The sequence below is a fragment of the Nitrosomonas sp. genome, from assembly GCF_019752415.1.
Lineage (GTDB): Bacteria > Pseudomonadota > Gammaproteobacteria > Burkholderiales > Nitrosomonadaceae > Nitrosomonas.
This window is the reverse complement of record NZ_JAIEME010000066.1, coordinates 17081-38500: the sequence shown is the minus strand read 5'-3', so window position 1 is coordinate 38500 and position 21420 is coordinate 17081. Positions and strand designations below refer to the sequence as shown.

21 protein-coding genes are annotated in these 21420 nt (G+C 43.7%); 1 reads left to right on the top strand and 20 read right to left on the bottom strand.

All coding sequences use genetic code 11. The annotated features are described in order from the left end of the window. Nucleotides 1-19 precede the first annotated feature (19 nt). From K2P83_RS11105 to K2P83_RS11085, 5 genes are all read right to left on the bottom strand, one after another. Nucleotides 20-667 (bottom strand): hypothetical protein, encoded by a 648-nt coding sequence (locus K2P83_RS11105; RefSeq protein ID WP_292929160.1) that lies wholly within the window; start codon nt 665-667, stop codon nt 20-22. A 164-nt stretch (nt 668-831) separates the two neighbouring features. Further along, entirely contained in the window at nt 832-2013 is a 1182-nt protein-coding gene (locus tag K2P83_RS11100; protein ID WP_292929158.1) for an aminotransferase class I/II-fold pyridoxal phosphate-dependent enzyme, read from the bottom strand. Then, nucleotides 2013-2240: an acyl carrier protein gene (locus K2P83_RS11095; protein ID WP_292929198.1), complete on the bottom strand. Its 228-nt coding sequence runs from the start codon at nt 2238-2240 to the stop codon at nt 2013-2015. The genes K2P83_RS11100 and K2P83_RS11095 overlap by 1 nt, the downstream gene beginning before the upstream one ends. A gap of 57 nt (nt 2241-2297) precedes the next feature. Next, nucleotides 2298-3212: an NAD-dependent epimerase/dehydratase family protein gene (locus K2P83_RS11090; RefSeq protein ID WP_292929156.1), complete on the bottom strand. Its 915-nt coding sequence runs from the start codon at nt 3210-3212 to the stop codon at nt 2298-2300. A gap of 6 nt (nt 3213-3218) precedes the next feature. Then, the gene (locus K2P83_RS11085) at nt 3219-5042 is read right to left on the bottom strand and encodes a fatty acyl-AMP ligase (RefSeq protein WP_292929154.1); all 1824 of its coding nucleotides are present in this window, start codon (nt 5040-5042) and stop codon (nt 3219-3221) included. Between the two features lie 472 nt (nt 5043-5514). On the opposite strand from K2P83_RS11085, the gene mnmH reads away from it, so the two are divergent. Beyond that, complete coding sequence (gene mnmH / locus K2P83_RS11080) at nt 5515-6639, top strand: tRNA 2-selenouridine(34) synthase MnmH (protein WP_292929152.1); 1125 nt, start codon at nt 5515-5517, stop codon at nt 6637-6639. Nucleotides 6640-6678: 39 nt separating this feature from the next. Here the strand turns inward: mnmH and K2P83_RS11075 are convergent, their stop codons facing one another. The 15 genes from K2P83_RS11075 to fliF form a co-directional block, all read right to left on the bottom strand. Then, complete coding sequence (locus K2P83_RS11075) at nt 6679-7734, bottom strand: transposase (protein ID WP_292929150.1); 1056 nt, start codon at nt 7732-7734, stop codon at nt 6679-6681. Next, nucleotides 7682-9529 (bottom strand): hypothetical protein, encoded by a 1848-nt coding sequence (locus K2P83_RS11070; protein WP_292929148.1) that lies wholly within the window; start codon nt 9527-9529, stop codon nt 7682-7684. Before K2P83_RS11070 ends, K2P83_RS11075 begins: the two co-directional genes overlap by 53 nt. A 209-nt stretch (nt 9530-9738) precedes the next feature. Further along, entirely contained in the window at nt 9739-10536 is a 798-nt protein-coding gene (gene fliR, locus K2P83_RS11065; RefSeq protein WP_292929146.1) for a flagellar biosynthetic protein FliR, read from the bottom strand. 97 nt (nt 10537-10633) lie between these two features. Next, a complete protein-coding gene (fliQ, locus tag K2P83_RS11060) occupies nt 10634-10906 on the bottom strand; it encodes a flagellar biosynthesis protein FliQ (protein WP_292929144.1) in 273 nt (90 codons plus the stop codon). Between the two features lie 13 nt (nt 10907-10919). Beyond that, on the bottom strand, nt 10920-11648 hold the full coding sequence (fliP, locus tag K2P83_RS11055) for a flagellar type III secretion system pore protein FliP (RefSeq protein WP_292929142.1): 729 nt from the start codon (nt 11646-11648) through the stop codon (nt 10920-10922). A gap of 112 nt (nt 11649-11760) precedes the next feature. Next, a complete protein-coding gene (fliO, locus tag K2P83_RS11050; RefSeq protein ID WP_292929140.1) occupies nt 11761-12192 on the bottom strand; it encodes a flagellar biosynthetic protein FliO in 432 nt (143 codons plus the stop codon). Between the two features lie 7 nt (nt 12193-12199). Next, entirely contained in the window at nt 12200-12742 is a 543-nt protein-coding gene (gene fliN / locus K2P83_RS11045) for a flagellar motor switch protein FliN (protein ID WP_292929138.1), read from the bottom strand. 17 nt (nt 12743-12759) lie between these two features. Beyond that, nucleotides 12760-13737, bottom strand: a complete 978-nt coding sequence (gene fliM, locus K2P83_RS11040; protein WP_292929136.1) for a flagellar motor switch protein FliM — start codon at nt 13735-13737, stop codon at nt 12760-12762. Nucleotides 13738-13744: 7 nt separating this feature from the next. Further along, a complete protein-coding gene (gene fliL / locus K2P83_RS11035; RefSeq protein ID WP_292929134.1) occupies nt 13745-14233 on the bottom strand; it encodes a flagellar basal body-associated protein FliL in 489 nt (162 codons plus the stop codon). A gap of 335 nt (nt 14234-14568) precedes the next feature. Continuing rightward, nucleotides 14569-15768: a flagellar hook-length control protein FliK gene (locus K2P83_RS11030; RefSeq protein ID WP_292929132.1), complete on the bottom strand. Its 1200-nt coding sequence runs from the start codon at nt 15766-15768 to the stop codon at nt 14569-14571. Between the two features lie 82 nt (nt 15769-15850). Then, on the bottom strand, nt 15851-16309 hold the full coding sequence (gene fliJ, locus K2P83_RS11025) for a flagellar export protein FliJ (RefSeq protein WP_292929130.1): 459 nt from the start codon (nt 16307-16309) through the stop codon (nt 15851-15853). A gap of 18 nt (nt 16310-16327) precedes the next feature. Then, complete coding sequence (gene fliI / locus K2P83_RS11020) at nt 16328-17734, bottom strand: flagellar protein export ATPase FliI (protein ID WP_292929128.1); 1407 nt, start codon at nt 17732-17734, stop codon at nt 16328-16330. Between the two features lie 2 nt (nt 17735-17736). Then, the gene (locus tag K2P83_RS11015; protein ID WP_292929126.1) at nt 17737-18435 is read right to left on the bottom strand and encodes a flagellar assembly protein FliH; all 699 of its coding nucleotides are present in this window, start codon (nt 18433-18435) and stop codon (nt 17737-17739) included. Nucleotides 18436-18512: 77 nt separating this feature from the next. Next, a complete protein-coding gene (gene fliG / locus K2P83_RS11010) occupies nt 18513-19508 on the bottom strand; it encodes a flagellar motor switch protein FliG (RefSeq protein ID WP_292929124.1) in 996 nt (331 codons plus the stop codon). Further along, a complete protein-coding gene (gene fliF / locus K2P83_RS11005; protein ID WP_292929122.1) occupies nt 19501-21174 on the bottom strand; it encodes a flagellar basal-body MS-ring/collar protein FliF in 1674 nt (557 codons plus the stop codon). The genes fliG and fliF overlap by 8 nt, the downstream gene beginning before the upstream one ends. Between the last annotated feature and the right edge of the window lie 246 nt (nt 21175-21420).

Here is a 21420-nt window from a genome sequence, read left to right as displayed (position 1 = left end):
TGCATACGATGTGGGTTGATTATTCCAATAAAAATTCGATTCTGGCTATCGGTGTTAGAACTTTGGGCTTGTCTTGCACTTCATCGTTGAAAGATGGCAAGATTGTCTCAAGGAAAGGGGTTATTGAATTCGTCGAGCCACTGGTATTAGTGAATCCTCGGTTGCGGATCACTTTCTTCAAGCTGAATGAAGATGCTCGTGGATTAAAATCAAATATGAGTGTATTCGTGAAAGCAAAGACAAGGCTTGTGTTAAATGATGAAAATGGATTCCTTCTGCCACTTAAATCTGTATACAACGAACTGACAACAATTATCAGTGCCTGCCCATTAAAATAGGCAGTTGCATGAATGGCTTCGAGAGGTTGCGGCAAACCATCTACTGCAGGAATTCCTGAATATCCGATCGCAGTCGCATTATCGATGCATACATCATGATTATTATTAAAGCGAGGAATACCGCCAGTTAAGCTTAATCGATAAATACCATCCCCAGCATCTTGTATGACTTCAAATTTGCTCTGTACTGGTGTACCTTTTGGTGTCGGGTCATTTGTATCTACAGCATTTAGGCACTCAAACCCGTTATATACAATACTTGTCCCAAAAACATTGCTTTGAAATAAGAAAGAAAATAATGCTAATGCCAGCACCTTCATTAATTTCATAGTAGCCCCTTGCTTTGAAAACTGAAGCAGACTCGACTAAGCACTAAGTAAAATATTCAACTTTTAATCAGAGATGTATCTTTATTGATCAATTCTCGGTATTCGCAATACAATTAAATATAAAAGCAGATGCTAATTTACACGCTAGAAATATACGGACTCGATCATATCTTGCTGTGCAACTTGGCAAAAGTATCGCCCACATATCTGATTTGTTCTGGAGTATGCGCGGCATTTACACTGCATCGTACGAGCGATTTGCCTTCCGGTGCAGCTGGCGGCAGAATCAAATTCACATAAATATTATGTTCGAGCAAGCTTTGCCAAAGCTGGAGTGCCTGTTGCGGCGTATCAAGAACGGCGGCAATTACTGGTCCTGGATCAGGACCTAGCAGGTAGCCAGTTTCCTTGAGCTGTGAATAAAGTTGTGTACAATTGGCCCACAGTTGTTTGCGCAGATCACTTCCTTTGCTCAGCAGAACCAATGCCGCACGCGTTGAAGCTATCGTTGCTGGTGACGGTGACGCTGTAAAAATATAGGGATGACTGATATAGCGTAACTGCTCAAGTTGCGGATGATTGCTCACACAAAATCCACCAATACTACAGAGACTTTTGCTAAAAGTTCCGGTAATAAAATCGACTTCTTTTAACAAACCCGTTTTTTCTACGAGACCTTGACCAGTTTCCCCCAATACACCCAATGAATGTGCTTCATCGAGGAGCAGAATGCATTTATATGCATTCTTTAATTTAACAATTTCAGCTAACGGTGCTTGGTCGCCCAGCATACTATAGATTCCCTCAGCAATAATCAGCGTTGTTTCAACACGATCGCCTAGTCGACGCAATCGTTTCTCCATGTCCACCATATCATTATGCTTAAAGCGAATAATATCTGCGCCACTGAGGATGCAACCGTCATAGATACTTGCATGAGAATCCCCGTCAATCAATACAGTATCGCCAGGACCTACTAGACCAGAAATAGTACCTAAGTTAGCTTGATAACCAGTAGTAAAGACAATGCCGGAGCTACATTGATAAAATTCAGCGAATTCTCTTTCCAAGGCACGGTGACCAAAATAACTGCCATTAGCCATCCGAGAACCTGTGGTACCCGTACCCTCTTTATCAATTGCTTCATGCGCTGCACGTATACATTCCGGTGCGAAAGTTAAGCCCAAATAATTGTTAGTACCAAGCAGCAATACACGGCGATCTCCAATCCTAGCTTCCGTCGCCGAAAAAACTTCCTCAATCGGAATACCAAAAGCACCCACGCCATTCGGCAGAAGTGATTTTCTTGCAACTGCTGCTGCGTCTAATTTTTCAAGTAAATTCATTATGAGTCAGATTTTATTTTATGCACTAAGTCAGCCAATTCTCGTACGGTGTGAATATCTGTCAGTGCATTAATGGGAATTGAAACATCGAAAGTGTCTTCAATTTCCATAATCAAGTTAAGTAGTTTAATAGAATCAATCGATAGCTGACTAATCATGTTCATGTCAGGAGTAATCTGAGTATCAGAATTGGTTAAAACACTTAATCGATCGCAGAGTAATTGCATGATCTCATTGTAATTACTTTCAGTCATAAGTTATTTCAGAGTAGTTAAATTTTAAAGCTAGATTACTTCAGATAAAACGTCTTGTAAACGAATACTCGGCTGCCACGCCGGAAGAGCTCGGGTCAATGGCGCATTGTCACATACCCAGTCGTTATGTTGTAACTCATTAACCTTTCCTGGAGTCAGCATGGGAGAATAGTGAAGTAACCGCGCCAGCCATAGATTGGATATTGCGACACCATGAATAAGAAAATCCGGTATAGGAATGCACTGTACTGGGTGCTTCCACACTTGCTGCGCTAGGATTGCCAAACTCTGATAGCTATACCCGCCTGACATCCCATCATCAAGTTCGAATATTCCATTAACCGATAGATTGGAAGCTAACCAAATCTGAATAGCTGCAACTAGATCATATACATGTATTAATCCAAATCGATTATGAATTTTTCCTACTATGGGAAGAAAACCGTAGCGCATCGCTTGAAAGAGGGGTTTTAGTTCTTTATCTCCCGGACCATAAACAGCCGTAGGCCTGAGAATAGTCCATTGCAATTGTTCTGAATATTCAGTTACCTGAATCTCAGACAAATACTTACTTCGAGTATACCATGATAATTCTGGTTGCCTCGCAGCCAAGGATGATATTAACAAGAAGCGAGGAGACTGTTTCTGCTTAGCAATAGCGCACAAAATATTTTTGGTACCTTCAATATTCGTATGAGCGAATTCTTGAAAAGAGCTCCCTCTTACTGTTGCAGCACAGTGAATAACAAACGCTACATCATTGACTAAATGATGTAGCGCAGTTAAATTATCTAAATCTCCTTGAATCCATTGAATAGACTTACTATCGGATGAGCGATGTAACCGTGTGAGCGCACGAACTGTCCATCCATCTCGAACCAGTTTCTGCACTAGTACATTGCCAATGAACCCAGTAGCACCAGTTACAGCTACTATTTTTGGCATGCGCCCTTATCTGTCACCTAATTCCACAAAAGACAATTGACCTGCCAGATTTGCTCTCTGAATATAACCTTGCCTTGCTGCAAAACGTGAGAGCTTTCCAGATGAGGTCCTTGGTAAGGTATGAGGTGGAACTAATTCCACGATAGAATTAACACCAAATGCCATATAAACAAGCTGTTGCAATCTAGTCGTCAGTGATTGGCGCTCTGTCACGGAGGTGAGCCTACATTCAATGACTAAAACAATCGTTGTTGTTCCATCTTCATCATTCACTCCAAATGCAGAAGCTTCACGTGACCTAACTTCCGGTTGCTGTTCGGCTAACTCTTCTATGTCTTGGGCACGGATATTGCGACCATTAACAATAATAACATCTGTACGGCGTCCGGTTATAAACAAATCACCTTCAAACAGGAATCCAATATCTCCTGTATCCAACCAATTACCGGATTTAAGCGCTTTTTTAGTCTCTTCTAGATTGTTATAGTAGCCCTTCATCACGCTATCGCCATGTACTAAAACACTACCAACCATCATTTCTGACAATTGCTGACCATCTTCATCAACTATCTTCACTGTATGTCCAGGCAAAGGACGTCCACAATTTACAAATTCATTTTGTTTCCGCCCATCCGCTTGCAATCGAACAGCCATTCGTTTATCGATCAGCGCCTTACTATCCACTTGTATACTTCTACAACCTTTGCCAATTTTTGAAAAGGTTACGGCAAGTGTGGATTCCGCAAGACCGTAGCAAGGCAAAAAAGCATTCTCATCGAAACCTGCCGATGCGAATTTTTCCGCAAAATTTCTCAAAGTTTCTGGCCGTATCATTTCTGCACCAATGCCAGCAGCACGCCAACTACTAAGATTCAGATCTTCGAGGTCAGATTCCCTTACACGTAACGTACAGAGCTTAAGACCAAAAGGTTGACTGAATGCAACGGTACAGCGGTTGCGACTTATTAACCGTAACCATTGCAAAGGTCGAATTGCAAAATCCCGCGTCGCCAGATAATCAACAGAGATTTGTGTGACCATTGGTGCCAGAACTAACCCAACCAATCCCATATCATGATAAAAGGGTAGCCAAGAAGCGGAACGATCGTCAGGTTTAATTTCCAATCCATTACATACAATACCTTGTAAATTACACATCAAGGCTCGTTCAGTAATAACCACTCCTCTCGGTGTACGCGTACTACCTGAGGTAAATTGCAAGTACGCAGTTTCATCAGGATAATTAGGCAGCGGCTCAACATCCATCGCAGGTAGCTCGCTTAATTTTTCCGGTGTCCCTACCCACTGTATACAGGTTGTTTCTCCTGCAGCCTCTTCCAGAAAATTAATATAGTCAATATTCGCCAGCGCAATACTTGCCTGACTGCTTTCAAGCATACCTCTTAATTGCTGAACATAAATTGCATGGCTACCGAGGTTGACTGGAATTGGCATTGCAAAAGGCACCAAACCAGCATAGCGACATGCAAAAAACAACTCGACAAACTCTGGAGAGGTATCAGCAATGATTGCTACCCGACCACCACGGGACAAACCAAAACCAAATAAACGTTGCGCAAAGATACGAGCATTCTGTCTAAGCGTACTGTATGGCAGAATCGAACGTAAGTTACCCTTCGCGTCATAAAAGTTATACCCCGTTATTCCCTCCGCCGCATATTCTAAAGCGCTGGTTAGGGTATCAAAGCCCGCTAACTGCTGAGTTAGTGTATTGAGTGTTGGTGTCGGTATTAATTGTAATTCGCTTGAAGGTTGAGAATCAAACGCTTGCGTTAGCGGAGCGTTCAACTTGGTTATTGTCGAACTCAAGATCTTCCCCTCGAAGTAATAGTACTTGTCATCTTGCTCGCATAAGCAAGGAATCCTGGTTGAGCGTGCCAACTCTGATTATTAATCGCTAATAATGCACTTTTTGCTGGCTGGAAAATTTTCATTCAAACGCCTACCGCTGACATTGCTTAATAAATATGAGTGTGTCATATTTGACCACTCCGCAGCTTATATAAGGTGCTTTTCCCTGTCAAGGCAATATTAAATCAGTGTTGCAGCAAAACAACAATTACTCTAATTAATGACCTTTAGCTTACCCTTATCATCTCCGAATTTTAATGGATAACGTCTTTTTAAGGTATTTTTGTTCAGATTTTGCTTATTATCAAATTACTAAACTTGTGACCAGTCGTTCAGACTTGCAAAATAACGGCAAATAATATTTGAAGATCATGGCACCTAATATATTGGCGTGTGTGCTATCTCAATGTGCAGATAGGTATAGGAAGCAATGTCAGATCTCTTAGTCAGCGCTGATCAATTTCATAATTTATTTATGCACGATATCCCATTCCTGGATGTTCGTTCTGAAGATGAATTCTCCAAAGGTAGTTTACCAAATTCATTCAACCTCCCCATTCTAAATAACCATGAGCGTCGTTTAGTTGGAATTTGCTATAAACAAAAAGGGCAACAAGCTGCCCTTCAACTAGGTCACAACTTGGTGTGTGGTGAGCTAAAGCAAAATCGCATTCAGCATTGGCGGGATTTTGTAACTAACAATCCCGATACACATATCTTCTGCTGGCGCGGTGGGATGCGTTCACATCTAGCACGTCAATGGATCAATGAAACGGGCATTGCTGTACCGTTAATTGTTGGCGGTTATAAAGCACTCAGGCGATACCTCATGCAGGCGATCGATGAAGCGACCATAAATCTTTCCATGATCCGGATAGGTGGAAAAACAGGTGTCGCTAAAACGCTTCTGATTAATGAAATTGCCGCTAGTATCGATTTAGAAAAGCATGCCATGCATCGCGGCTCGAGTTTTGGCGATACAGTTAATCAACAGCCCACTCAATCCGATTTTGAGCACACATTAGCCATTGATTTGTTGCGTATGACTTATGCTACGCCTAGTAAAAATACACTTTTTGTTGAAGATGAGAGTAGAAATATTGGAACTATTGCGATCCCGGAGACCTTATTCAAAACTATGCGACGCTCTCCTTTAGCGCTAATAGAAATGCCATTGGAATCTCGCATTTCACGGATTTTACAAGAATATATTACGGATATGCTGACGGCTTTTCAGATGAAACATAATGAGCATGGTTTTGAATATTTCAGCGCTTATCTTCACAGCAGTCTATTCCGGATTCAGAAACGACTGGGATCGGAACGCTATAAATATATACATAACCTCATGACAAAGGCTTTGACAGATCAATTGAATACAGGAAATATTCATAACCACGAGGCTTGGATAAGCCATTTACTTGCTGAGTATTATGATCCGATGTATGCATATCAAATAATGAAAAACAAAGAATCGGTAATTTTCAGCGGAAACTACAAAGAAGTGCTTGAATGGGCAAACAATTTTAACACACCACTGCGCCAAACACTTTAATCTTTGATCTATCGGACGGCAGATCTACCACTTCCGTTTCTACAACCAATTTATCTGATTGTTAAGGAAATTCTGATTAAGTCCTTCGACAGGCTTAGGACGAATGATAATATATTGATTACGTTCGTGGTGAGAATCTATGGTTCGCGTCAAGCATTTTTTGTAATACTTTCCAGGTCGAAAATTGAATGGTAATGATGAATAGACCAGGCTGAGCGGGCGATTTTGCGGACGATGATTACCAGTGCCTGGGGTAGTCCAGCCATGGGCGCGGTAATGCTCATAGATAGACTTCCAAGCCTTGGACTTGGCGGCGGCCATTGCAGCGTCAAACAGCAAGCGACGCAACTCCGCGGGGCCGCTTTTGGATAGGCGCCTGCGGCCTATCTTATTGCCGGAGTCGTTGGCTCCGGGGTCGAAGCCCGTGAATGCGACGAATGCATCCGCATTGCGGAAAGGCACGCGCTCCAACGTATTGGTCAGCGCCATGCCCACCACGGGGCCGACACCTGCAATGGTTTGCAAACGCTGTTGCGCTTCCTTGTGTTGCGGGGAATGCGCCGCAATCGCGGTCATGGTGGAATCGATCTTGGCAATCAGGGCATCAAGCTTGTTCGAGACAGCTTTGAGTTCGGCGGCAAAACCACTCAGGTTGCTCATCGTCAGCGTGAGCGAGCTTTTGATGCAAACAATATTGGCGCACCGCCGGGGATCATGCGATCCAGCTTGCGCTAATCGGCTGTTAGGGGGTGTGTAAGGGCGTATGTTCTTGAGCGATGAGCCGGCATCCACCCGATCTGTTTTGGCACGGCTACCTATGGCGCGGGCATAGTGCTTGGTATCCAACGGATTGAGCAGGAATACGACATGGCCTTGCGCGTGTGCCAGATCGACCAGCAATTCGTGATAACCATCCGTGGATTCCAGGCCGATGCGGCTGCCTGTGGATAGAGATTTCAGCCATGCCAGCAAAGGAGTGCGCTGGTTTGTAACACTTTGAGTAGAAAAACTTTGCGCGGCGTAAGCCGCAATCAGAGCTTCCTTAAGTCTTAGTGCTTGAAGCAACCCTGTTACGAGAATGTTCTGCGGCAGCAATTTCTGCTCGTATTCTCACAGTTGCCGCGGCGGTAGCCTCTTTATCAGCTTGGGAACGCGCAAACAATGCCTCCTTAGCCATAACTTCAACAGCTTCCCGGGCTGCCGCAGCTTCCAGCGCTTTGGATTCCAGTGCTATGCGCTCCTGCATGGCGGCAAGCGCGGCCGATTCGGTTCTGGCTTTTTCCAATGCAACTCTAGTAGCAGTTTTTTCTGCTTCAAGTTGCGCTTTGGCTTTATTGGCAGCGATAATTTTTGCTTGTGCTCTAGTAATTGCTAATCCTGTGATTTTTTGCTCAATCTCGAGGCGCTCAACAACAGCTCGTTTTGCATCGGCTATCGCTTTGGCACGAATCTCTGCATCTTCCAGCAAGCGTTGCTCCAAATCTGCTTGAACATTTGTTTCTTGTGCAGCAAGCGTATCTACTTTGGTTTTTTCCTCCGCGGCAGTTCTCAATCTTATTTCAGCTTCCGCCTTGCTCTTCGCTGCCTTCCTTGCAGCTTTCTCTATTTCTGCACGCGCCTCCGCTTCTTTAATAGCTTCTTCATCTGCCTTAATACGTTTCTGGTACTCTTTGCTCGCGTTGACTTCCGCTTTCTTCTTCTCACTTGCAACCGTTTTGGCTTCTTTTTCAGCGCGCAGGGCTGCTTCTGCAGCAGCCAACGCTTCAGTTTCTATCCGCATTCGCTGATCAGCTTCTTCCAGCAACTCAGACTCTGCAACGAGACGAGCCTTGATTGCATCAGCGATTGCACTTTCTTTAGCAAGAATGGATTCCGCCATTTCAGCTGCGACTCTCTCCGCATTTGTTTTATCGCGTGCTGCAAAAGTCGCTTGGGTATCTAATTCAGCTCTTTTTCTCGCCTGCTCTGCTGCGATCGCTTCAGCTTCGGCTTTTTCTATCGCTGCTTGCACCGCAGCAGCTTCGGCTTTCAGTCTATCCTCTTCCATTTCTTTTGCCCGCATCTCTGCATCCAGACGTTCAGTAGTCTGAGCTAGAGTTTGCGCTTCTATTTGCGAGCGAACTTGCATTTCCTCAATGATTTGCTTTTCAGCTTCTTCTTGAGCTTTAGCCAATGCTATAGTTTTTTGCGTCTCCTGAATTTTTGCATTGGCGAGCATTGCTGCATGTGTCTCTGCCTCTATCGCAGCCAGTGCAAGCAAGCGAGCTTCATCGGCTACCTTGGCTCGATGCATTGCAGCTTCAGCAGCTTCATTTTCTTTCAATGTGGTCGCATGCGCCTTGTCCAAAGCGGCAGCTTCTTGTTCAACGCGCTTCTGCATTTTCTCAACAATCGAAGCTTCTGCTTTGATTTTGGCTTCCAATAGCGCATTTAAGGATTTCTCAGCTTTAATCTTCTCTTCTGCAAGCTGCCTGGCTTTTATTTCAAATTCCCGCCGGGCATTGGCCTCTCTGATTGCCAAAGCCTCAGTTTTAGCTCGGGTTCTGGCTTGATCAGTGGCAACCGCTTCAGCCTGGATTCTTGTTTCTGCCGCAATTCTGGCATTGGCCTCGACTCGGATCCTCGCTTCAGCAGTTACTTTCGCGATGTTTTCTGCTTCAATCCGCTTATGCGCCTCCTTGATTGCCCGGTCCTCCGCACTTAATCGTTCACGATAAGCCGTATCCAATAGTTGTTTAATTTCATCACTCGATGCAAACTGTTGAACGGAATTCGATACATCGTTTAATTGTGGCTCGTCGGCAGGCGCAACAATTTCTTCGTCATGCGGCACCTCCGGCGATGAAGAAAATTTTTGTAGCGAACTGAGTAAACGTGACTTAAATGTCATAAAGTTATTAACCAAACCAGCAATTATTTGAACTGCCCATGTTAATAAATAGTTTCTGATAAATGGATGATCACTTTAACAGCTCCAGGCAGAAATCTTCTATTGAAAAAGAAGGGCAATATTGTCTGTTTATGTATTGTGAATGAAGAAGTCTGTCTACTTATGCATCGGGGGGGAGGAATTTGCTCTGGCTATAACCGATAAATCAGCTACGGCATATCGATTTGATTGATATTAAGGATTCCCATCATTAGATTTAAAGCGTCATGCACCAGATATTCCAGAATCGGGGTATAAAAAGGCATGCTGAACGCCAGTACGAAAAGGCCAATAGAAAGTGTCAGCGGAAAACCGACCGCGAAAATATTTAATTGCGGCGCAACGCGTGTCAGAATACCCAGAGCAAGGTTAGTAATCAGTAACGCCGTAAGAACGGGGAGTGACAATTGAAGACCCGATTTAAAAATCTCTCCACCCCAATTTGCAAGCGTAGTGAATGTTACGTTTGTAATTCCATCTAAACCAACAGGTAGTGTGCTAAAGCTCTGTGAAATCAAAGCAATCATCATCAAATGACCATCCATTGCAAGAAATGCCAGGCTGGCAATCACACCCAAAAATCTGCCTATGATATCTATTTGACCGGAGTTCTGCGGATCAAAGAAAATTGCAAAGCCAAGACCCATTTGCAGACCAATCAGCTCACCCGCCGTTTCCACCGCAACAAATACAATGCGCATTACAAACCCAATAGCAACACCAATCAAAACCTGTTGTAGCAAGATGATTAAACCAATACCGGAAGCCGGATCAACCTGCGGTAATGATTTTTCTACTACCGGCATGACCAGGATAGTGATCATGACCGCAAACCCCAGCTTCACTCTGACAGGAATACTTGGGTTTCCTAATATAGGCGCGGTTGCCACCATCGCGAGGATTCTGCTGAGCGGCCAAAGGAATGTTGCCAGTAATATATTTAATTCTGCAGTGGTTATACTGATCATTATGCTAAATCATCCATTTGACGATGAACTCCATTACTGACCAAATCACCGATCGAAATTCACGTTTACGGCACCGCAAACCATCCGCCTGCCGGCATTAACCGACTGCGAGCCAAGGAATGCTGGTAAAGAGCCGTTGCATATAGTCTGTCATGATCGCGATCATCCAAGGTCCGGCCAGCACCATCACCAAAAACATCACCAATAATTTAGGAATAAATGACAGAGTCATCTCATTGATTTGTGTCGCTGCTTGGAAGATACTCACTAATAAACCAGTTGCCAAAGCAGAAAGCAACAAGGGTGCAGAGAGCATAAATGTCATTTCAAGCGCCTGCCTGCCGATAGTCATTGCGCTTTCAGGAGTCATAATTTATTTCCTTTCAGGTATAGAAGCTTTGTGTCAATGAACCGATGATGAGATGCCAGCCATCGACCAAAACAAAAAGCATTAATTTAAATGGAAGCGAAATAATCATCGGTGACAGCATCATCATACCCATGGCCATTAGTACGCTTGATACAACCAGGTCAATGATCAAGAATGGAATGAATACGACAAAGCCAATTTGGAAAGCAGTTTTTAGTTCGCTCGTGATATAAGCTGGAACAAGTATTTTCAGCGGTACTTTATCGCGGCTTTCGAGTTCTTCACTGTTCGAGATTTGTACAAAAAGTGCCAGGTCTGTTTCCCGTGTCTGGTGCAGCATAAACGATTTCAGCGGCACACTTGCTTTCTCAGCCGCCTCCATAATACTTATTTTATCTTCAGAAAAAGGTAAGTACGCTTCCGTATAGACCTGATCGATGACCGGTGACATGATAAAAAAGGTTAGGAATAACGCCAACCCGAGCAATACCTGGTTAGGCGGAGAAGATTGCGTGCCCAATGCCAACCTCAGCAACGACAAGACAATGATGATACGTGTGAAACTTGACATCATTAATACCAGCGCAGGTAAAAATGTCAGTGAAGTCAATAATAAAAGTGTCTGTAGGCTCAACGTATACGTTGCGCTGCCATCGGCATTAGGGGAACTGGTAAAGGCCGGAAAACCGGATTTTTGCGCGAATGCGGGCACCGCGATAAAACCCACAAAAATAAACACCATCTGAAACAGATTACGTTTTGTAATTCTGCTCAGGCAACAACAAAAACTTGCCCTGAGCCGATGACAAATCAATATGAATTGAAAACATGAATAAATGAAGAATACAAAGCTTTTATACATTTTCTTTTTTTATGCTCTGATTAAGCTGCGTAGCGAATGTTTCAACAGGCGGAGTATCTGGTGTGGGTGTGTCTGTTAAAGGCTTATTCATGGTATGTAGCTTACTGACACGGCCGGGCGCCACACCGAGCACCAGCCACGTATTATCAATCTCGACAACAATCACCCGTTCTCTCTGACCAACTCCAGTCGCAGCGACAACCTTAACGACACCCGCAGCAGCAGTTGGTATCAGCGAGAAGCGTTTGAGTAACCAAGTAATACTTCCTATGATCGCCAGCACCAGTAATAATCCCCCCATCATCTGCAATGTATTTTCAGTTGATATCACGGAAGGAGGTGGCACGTAACTTGGCTTCCCTGTTTCAGCCCAAACAGTAAACGGAAATATCGGTATCAAAAGTATCAGATATCGGCTTGGCATATCAGCTCTAACGATTAAGTTTACGAATACGTTCACTGGGTGTAATGATGTCGGTCAACCGGATACCGAACTTATCGTTTACGACCACCACTTCACCTTGCGCAATCAGGCAGCCATTGACCAGAACATCCATGGGTTCCCCGGCCATACCGTCAAGCTCGACAACTGAACCTTGCGCGAGTTGCAGCAAGTTCTTGATTGCAATCTTGGTGCGACCCATCTCAACCGTCATCTGCACGGGGATGTCTAGAATCATGTCAATATCATGACGGGTATTATTCGCAGCGCCATTTTTTCCGAGTTCCTGGAAAACCGATGTTGTTGCAGCTTGCGAACTAGTTATCGTATTGTTATTTTTCTCTGCCGCATGTGATGTATCTTTCTCTGACTGACTTGGAGCGGATGCTTCTTGCTCTGCCATCGCAGCAGCCCAGTCATCAACTTCTGTTTCTTTTTCTGCAGAGTCATTTTGAGAAACCGCCGCCTGTTCCGCCATAGCTGCTGCCCAGTCATCTGCCTCAGCTTGATCGTTTTCTGTAGGCTCTGACATTTCAAATCTCCAATTAGTTATTCGGTTTCCGATGGGGAAATCATTGCATTGACCCTAAGTGCATACTGTCCATTCATGATGCCATAGTGACAATCCATAACAGGTATACCGTCAACATTTACGGTAATAGTTTTAGGAATTTCCAGCGGAATGATATCTCCCGCTTGCATACTCAGAATCTGTTCAAACGTAACTTTCGTATGCCCTAAATTTGCAATCAATTCAACTTCAGCAAGTTGTACTTGTTTTGACATCAATTTGATCCAGCGCTTGTCAACTTCCAGGTGATCGCCTTGCAATGCGCTATATAAAGTATCTCGAATAGGCTCAATCATTGAATAGGGAATACAGACATGCAATTCGCCGCCTTGGTTACCCATATCGATATCGAAAGTAACCGTAACAACCACCTCATTGGGTGTCGCAATCGTGGCAAATTGAGGGTTCATCTCAGACCTGACATACTCAAATTTAACCGGGTATACCGACTTCCAGGATTTTTCATATTCTTCAAATACCACATCAAGCAAACGCCGAATGATACGTTGCTCAGTCTGAGTAAAGTCCCTTCCCTCAACTCTCGTATGGTATCGGCCATCACCGCCAAACAAATTATCCACAATCAGGAAAATCAGGTTAGGATCAAAAACGAGCAATGCTGTCCCTCGTAAGGGTCTCATTTGAACCAAGTTGAGATTGGTCGGAACCACCAGATTACGTACAAATTCACTAAACTTGATAACTTTAACGGGACCAACTGCAATATCCACCGTACGGCGCATGAAATTAAATAACCCGATACGCAGTAAACGTGCAAATCGTTCATTGATGATTTCATACGTAGGCATCCGCCCACGAACAATGCGCTCCTGAGTAGCAATGTTATAGGATCGAACCCCCCCTTTCTCTTCTTCCTGCTGCACCTCATCGACTTCGCCAGTGGCGCCTTTGAGTAATGCATCAACTTCGTCTTGTGAGAGAAAATCTTCAGCCATCTGACGTTTACTGGATTACAAATGATGTAAATAATACTTCCAGCACATCCTCTTGCAGTTCTGATGTATCCAATGATTGTTTGATTTCATCCACAATCTGCTGACTCAGCTGTTGTTTTCCAACAATACCTGTGATATCTGCCGATTTCTTACTGGAAAGCAACATGAGGATACGATTGCGAATCGCCGGCATTTGCTTTTTAATCTCCGCTACAACAGGAGTTTCTTTGGTTTTCACGGTTAATCCGACCTGCAAGTATTGACTGTTTTCTTCCGGCTGAAGATTAACTGTAAAGATTTCAAGATCTACAAATGTGGTTGGTTTTTCCTTTGGTTTTACAGGCTCAGAATCTTCATCACCTGACATTTTCATAAAATACCAAGTGCCACCGCCACCTGCGCCAATAGCGATGACTGCTATCAAGATGATAATGATCAATCCCTTCTTGCCTTTCTTGCCTTCTGTAGCAGCTGGTGCTTCAATAGTCTTCGACATTTTTCTCAACTCCTTATTTGATGAAATCAATTATCTTCGACGAAGCAGCAAACTGATATCACAAATAACAATGAAATAATGTCACTATTTCCAGATACAGAGATTAATAGAGAATTCGTCAGGTAGGCATGCTAATTTCTTCTTAAAAGAATATTCGTATGATCTAGCCGGTTAATTTGGTTTCAGTCCAAATCAAAAATACAGAAAAAAACAAATGGTTTATATGGTTATCTGGAGAAGCTATTTTCTGCCACACCATCAGATCGGATAGCGTGACAGATTATGCATAGGAGGTAGATTCACAAAAAATCGAATAAACCTGATCTTATGGAGCATCAGGCATACGTATTAACCATACCGAGATGCCGACTTGGCACGACAGTTGTTTCAATTTGAGCCACAGTCCCTGGTCTTGCATCTGTCATATTGTTAGAATCTTTTGCGGAATGATAGGCTTGCTGTTGTCTATTATCCTGCTGAAATGAATCAGAGCCAACCATTACATTCCCCAATGTAATACCATTCTCAGCCATCATTTCTCTTAATCTGGGTAATGCTTGTTCAATCGCTTCACGTACCGCCAAATGAGGAGACGAAAACTGCGCTGTCGCCTGATCCTGCGTAATACTCAGCGTCACTTCAACAGGTCCAAGATGCGCCGGGTTTAAACGAATTTCAGCCACCTGGTTTTGCTGAGATGACAACCAGACAACTTTTTGCGCAAATTCCCCACCCCACTTTGGCTGACCTACAGGAAGATCAACATGGATATCTTGTAGTGTCGTATTCAGGGGAACGCCGGAAGCGGAGTTGCTTAGGCTGAATGGTTGGGAGGAAATTGTTTCGCTATGTGTTGAAAATATCGATTCCCCTATATTAACCTGGATGGCTTCATTCATCTCTGAAGAAAATGGAAGAAATTTGCCGTAAGCGGCAGAATCTGCCGCATCTAATGTTTGCCATGCAATATTGGATAAAAAAGTCGAGCTACTTGCAACCAAGTTTGACTGTGCAAGCTTTTGTTGCAACAATTGATTGCTAATTGGAATCGTTGAACCTGCAGTCTGTTCACCGTCTTGGGAGGCTAATGCATTCTGAGCTGATTGGAGCCAAGCCAGCGGTAAAATCGGGGTTGCAGTCATCGCATCTGGATTTAACACGGAATCCATTGCGCTTAATGATTGATCGGTTTTGTACGCACTGCTCGTATTGCTAAGCAGATTTTGAATGAAGCTGTTTGTATCATTCGTTGTCGTTGCCACAGTCGAGGCTGCAATTGAAGCTGTATCGGTGTCTTTACCTTGATCCGCGTCTTTAACTGTATCTTCTAAAGACGTCGCACTATCGGAATGTTCTTTTGTGTTAGAAGCATTGTTCTTCTCCTGTTTTTCCGTTGCTTCAGATACTTCACGCTCCAGAACTTTACCAAACTCTTCTGCAGCAGGTTCTTTTGAGCCGATTGAACCGGAATTGATCATTGCTACAGGATTTTCAGCTGAAGATTTGATTTGAGGTGCAACTGATATGTTTAACATAAGCTTTGGGTCTCATACAATTAATAATGCCACCAGCAAATAAGCAATCTCTATACCAGTTTGACTATCCCCGGATATGTTGCTAATCACCTTTACGCAGAAATGAATCCCGATGGAGAGAATTCGATGCAAATTCATCTTGCACTTTTTGCTCCAATTTTGATTGTTTCTGATTTTCTTCACTATGTTGACGCTGCGATAGCGTATCGTAGGATTTTAATTTGCGCTGGCAAGACAAAAATTCATTCCCTCCTTCTATCTTTTTGTTTTGCGCATATAAAACCGTTTGTTGTTGCTCAGTGATAGCGGCGTCAAGTTTATTGATAAAAGCAATAAAATTTAGCCATTCAATGTGGTCAATTCCTTTCGCTGAAGAATTCTGAAAGTGTGATTGATAACTATGACGGTACTGCATAAGTAAATTTAATTTTTTTTCTGCTTCTTGCTGTTGCAAATTCAACTTTCCAAGTTTCTTCGCTGCAGAATCAGTCCGCTGTTGCGCCAGGTCCAAAAGCAGTTTTAGTGATGATGTGGTTGGCATAATGATTTTCGTCTTCGATTACCGTATTTCTTCACTTTCAAACAATTTTGTTAGTTTTTCAAGGCTATCGGAAAAGTTCTCATGCTGAGACATATTCTGCTGTAAAAATTTTTCAAATTCGGGATACAGCCTGATAGCTCGATCCAGTTCCGGATCTGTCCCCGCAACATAGGCACCAACACTGATCAAATCATGGCTACGTTGATACCTTGAACATAAACTTTTAAATCGCCGCGCCATATCCACCTGTTTCTGTGGAACCACACTGGTCATGATGCGACTAATTGATGCTTCAATATCGATCGCAGGGTAATGTCCTGCTTCTGCTAATCTTCGTGATAAAACAATATGGCCATCGAGAATGGCGCGTGCACTATCAGCGATAGGATCATTCTGATCATCGCCTTCAGTCAATACAGTATAAAAGGCCGTAATTGAACCACTGTTATGATTACCATTACCGGCACGCTCCACTAGTTGCGGTAATTTAGCAAATACTGATGGGGGATAACCTTTGGTAGCAGGCGGCTCGCCGATAGCGAGAGAAATTTCCCTTTGCGCCATGGCATAGCGAGTTAATGAATCCATTATGAGCAAAACATGCTTACCAGTATCTCGAAAATATTCGGCAATGGCTGTCGCGTAGGCTGCGCCTTGCAAACGTAACAACGGTGAAGTGTCAGCAGGTGCTGCAACCACAACTGAGCGCGCAAGCCCTTCCTTACCAAGAATATTTTCTATAAATTCCTTAACTTCGCGTCCCCGTTCTCCGATTAAGCCGACAACAATCACATCAGCGGTGGTATAGCGTGCCATCATGCCAAGCAGTACGCTTTTACCCACACCGCTGCCCGCAAATAATCCCATGCGTTGACCACGCCCAACAGTCAGTAACATGTTAATCGCACGCACCCCAACGTCGAGTGGCTCACTGACAGGAATTCGTTCTAATGGATTATAAGGACGGCTGTATAGCGGCACACTCTGCTCTGCATGAGTGGGGCCAAGACGATCGAGCGGTTCCCCAACACCATTTAAAACACGACCAAGCAGCTCAGGTCCGACAGAAACATGCTTAGCCCGATCTGCTGCACGTCTTCGTGGATGTTGAAAATTACCAATTCGGGGAGATTCACCAATAAGTTCTGTAGAAACGACTTTCGCACCCGGCGACAATCCATAAACATCACTGGATGGCATTAGAAATAAGCGCTCTCCAGAAAACCCGACCACTTCAGCCGAGACGTGATGACCATTCGATAGAAAAATGGTACAACTGCTACCAACAGCCAATCTGAGTCCCACTGCTTCTATGACCAGCCCTGCTACCCGGGTAATTGTTCCGCTTAATAAGAAAGGGTTTGCCGGGGCAATCAGCTGAGTGCAGTTTCTTAAGAAGCCGTCCCATTGCTCAAAAAAAGCCATAATTAATCTTTCTTCTCAAACCATCCGTCATTCTGACCAATGGTTGATAGTACTCTCTGCCAGCGCACTTCCAAGCTTCCGTTAATCTCACTACCACTGGCTTCAATACGGCACCCTCCTCTGGAGATTTGCTCATCTTCACGAATACACAAGTGATCCTGTTCTAACTGATCATTCAGATGCACAAGTACCAATTTTGCATCCTCAGGATGCAAAAAAAGACGAGGATGTTGCATCGCATTAGGCAAATTACGGATAGCTTCTTGCACGATAGGTATGATCAACTCAGGTTTTAGTTTTAATGCCTGAGCAACCACCTTTTGGGCAAGTGTAACCGCCAGTTCTAGAAGACTATCAGCCACTTGTTGATCCATTTCGTGCAACTCTTGGTCTAGTTTGGATAGCAATGCTTGAACGCGCGCCACTTCGGCTTTAACTTCAATTTCAGCAATTTGTCTGCCCTCTGCGTAGCCTACTGCGTTTCCTTCTTGCAATCCTGCTGCATACCCTTCTTCTTTAGCGCGCTGAAAAATTGCAGCAACTTCCTCTTCAGCCGGTAAAGAAATCTGGGGCTGTTCATCGACTTGCAAACTGGCTTCAGCCTGCGCTTCTCTGGCTAAATCGGGTGTCTCAAAAGAATTCATCTCCCATCGCTGATAGGCACTGAGTTTTTCTTTTGAGAAAGAATTACTTGCGATCATTGACTAACCTTAATTTGAGTAATAAACAGGCACGCAATTAACTATTAATTTAGTTCAACTAACGAAGAATCTATCAACTAAATGAAACCATCATCACCTTTCCCACCCAACACAATCTGCCCATCGTCAGCCAACTGACGCACAACCTTAAGAATTTCTTTTTGTTCCGCTTCCACTTCGGAGAGTCTTACCGGACCTTTGCTTTCAAGATCTTCCCGCAGAGCCTCAGCGGCACGTTGTGACATATTCTTGAAAATTTTCTTACGCAATTCTTCTTGTGCGCCCTTCAAGGCGATAATCAAAGATTCCGACTGCACTTCTCTGAGGAGCAATTGAATACCATGATCATCAATATCAATCAGATTATCAAATACAAACATTTCATCCATGATTTTTTGTGCCAAATCTTCATCGTACTGTTTAATATTATCAATGACACTGGTTTCTTGGGCGGTTGGAACAAAATTAAGAATCTCGGCTGCGGCGCGTACTCCGCCCATGGCAGATTTACGAATAGTATTACTGCCCGATAACAACTTGGTTAGAACATCGTTTAATTCACGCAACGCATCTGGTTGGATACTATCCAGTGTAGCGATACGTAATAACGTATCGTTACGCAACCGTTCGGTAAACAAACTTAAAACTTCACTTGCCTGATCACGCTCCAGATGAACCAGTATGGTAGCAATAATCTGCGGATGCTCATTCTTGATCAGCTCAGCCACTGACGGCGCATCCATCCACTTCAATCCTTCGATACCGCTGGTATCGCCACCGTGCAAGATCCGATCAATGAGATTGGCGGCTTTTTCATCGCCCAAAGCACTGGTCAAAACCTTCCGGATATAATCAGCCGAATCCTGACCCAAAGTGGTTTTTCCTTCAGCCTGATTGCAAAATTCTGACACAACGTCTTCAATCTCATTACGCGTTATATTCTGCAGCATAGACATCATTTCACCCAATCTTTGCACTTCCTTTGGCCCCAACAGTTTGATCACTGATGCTGCTTCTTGCTCACCCAAAGTCATCAGCAAAATTGCGCTTTTCTTAATTCCTTCATCATCCATTTTTAGATATCCACTCTTTCACTACATTGGCGACGATAGCAGGCTCATCCACAGCCAATTGCTTAGCTTTCTTAAGATTCTCATCAAATATTGATTTCTGAATGGCTTGCAGCGCCGCCCCATCCCCGCGCTCTGACAATTGATCCAGCTCAGCCTCACCAGATAGATTCTCAGACTCTACCGGGGGTGGGGGTGGGGTTAAGCTTTTTAGAAATGGGCGTAGAATTTTTAATAAGAAAAATAAAACAACGGCTGCAATTAATAGCTGCTTCCCAATTTCCTTCGCCAACATGATGACATCAGGGTCTTTCCAAAGTGGGATATCCAATATTGTTGCAGTATCAGCAGTAAATAAACCATTAGTTACGGTCAGCGAATCGCCCCGTTTCTCGCTATAACCCATAGCTTCCCTGACGAGACTATTGATTTCCTTAATCTCATCAGCAGTTAACGGCTCATAAATCACTTCTCCGTTCTCATCTACTTTTTTGCGATAATTCACCACAACAGCGGCAGATAATCGTTTGATGTTGCCAGTTGAATGCTGAGTATGCTGTACGGTTTTATCTACTTCATAATTAATCGTAGACTCTTTTTTCTGATCTGTCGGTATAGGAGGCGTCTTATCACCCTCTTCATTGTTTTCTCCTCCCGCTTCAATTGGGGCTGCGGCAGGTTCAGGCGGACGATTTGTCAGCGCTCCTGGGATTCCCCCATCAAGTTTGGCGCCGATGGAGGTCGCTTCGAGCGTTTGTTGGCTACGAATAGCGGCAGCTTCTGATTCAGTATTATTAGGTCGATAAATTTCCTCGGCACGTTCAATACGAGAAAAATCCATATCAGCAGTAACCTGAGCACGCACATTCGCAGCACCAGTAATAGGCGTCAGAATAGCTTCGATACGACGAATATAATTTTCTTCAAGTTCCTGTATATACTCTAACTGTTTGGCATCAAATCTTGAATCCTGTTTACCATCATTTTGGGTACTAAGCAGATTACCATTTTGATCCACGACAGTAACATTCTTCACTGACAAACTGGGTACGCTGCTCGACATCAAGTGCACGATCGCACTAACCTGCTCAACACCCAAAACTCTGCCTGGATATAAGTTTAGTAGTACCGAAACACTTGGCTGCTGTTTTTCTCTTGAGAAAACGGATGGTTTTGCAATTGCTAAATGCACTCGCGCACTTTGCACTGCTGATAATGACTGAACCGAACGTGCTAATTCACCTTCAAGCGCTCGTTGATAATTAACTTGTTCGAGGAATTGACTGGAGCCAAATTTCTGATTTTCCATTAACTCAAATCCTGGCAAACTGCCTTTGGGCAAACCCTGTCCCGCCAACCTCAAACGAATTTCATGCACTTGTCTCTCTGGAATCAAGATGGCACCACCGCTTTCGGAGAATTTATACGGCACGTTCATTTGTTGTAGCGCAGTAATAATGGCTGCACCATCCTGATCCGACACATTGTTATAAAGGACACGATAATCCGGCGCCTGACTCCACATCAAAGCGCCAACCAGCAAAGCAATGACAGCAGCTGCCGAGAGAATCAATCCCAGTTTCTTTTGATTAGACAATTGATTGAATTGCGCCAACCGGATCGTTGTCGGTGGTGCTGCTGCATTGGATTCACTGGGTACTGTTGCCACGCACTATTCTCCTGCCTAGATTCTGGACCACTTATTAAAAAAATAAATAGTAATTTCCATCACTCAGATTAACTAACCAATTGTTATATTACAAAGATCACAAGAGATATCCCCTGTAATAGCTAAACCAAGTCATTGTTCAATTTATCAATATGCATTCCGTAAGAAAAAACATCTTTCATGTTAAATCCACGAAAAGAGTTCTATTGAAGTGATGATTATCGATAGTTTTATCGAGTCTGAATG